Annotated in this window: 1 protein-coding gene; it reads left to right on the top strand. The window is 60.4% G+C overall.

All coding sequences use genetic code 11. The annotated features are described in order from the left end of the window. Nucleotides 1-42: 42 nt before the first annotated feature. Nucleotides 43-265: flagellar basal body protein (locus tag CDV44_RS27230; protein WP_249277757.1), on the top strand; the 223-nt coding region annotated here is incomplete at its 3' end.

The following is a 265-nucleotide window of genomic DNA, read 5'->3' as shown; positions in this document are numbered from 1 at the left end:
TAGCTAAGCCGCGTCCGTTCCCCAATTTCCCATCGAGATGTCATGAATCCCGCACTTCTTATCGCCCGTACGGCGGTTCACGCGCAAGACGCGCAGTTGCAGACCATTGCCAACAATCTGGCCAATGTGAATACCACAGGCTTCAAACGCGACCGGCTCGCGTTCGAAGACACGTTCTATCGTGTCGTGCGTCCGGCGGGCGCACGCACGCAAGCCGATGCCACCCTGCCCGGCGGCATGTACTTCGGTACCGGTGTCCGTCTGG

Origin of the sequence: Pandoraea sp. PE-S2R-1 (assembly GCF_002179865.1) — a bacterium.
GTDB lineage: Bacteria > Pseudomonadota > Gammaproteobacteria > Burkholderiales > Burkholderiaceae > Pandoraea.
Note: the sequence above shows the minus strand (reverse complement) of the source record. Positions and strands in the feature narration are given on the sequence as shown.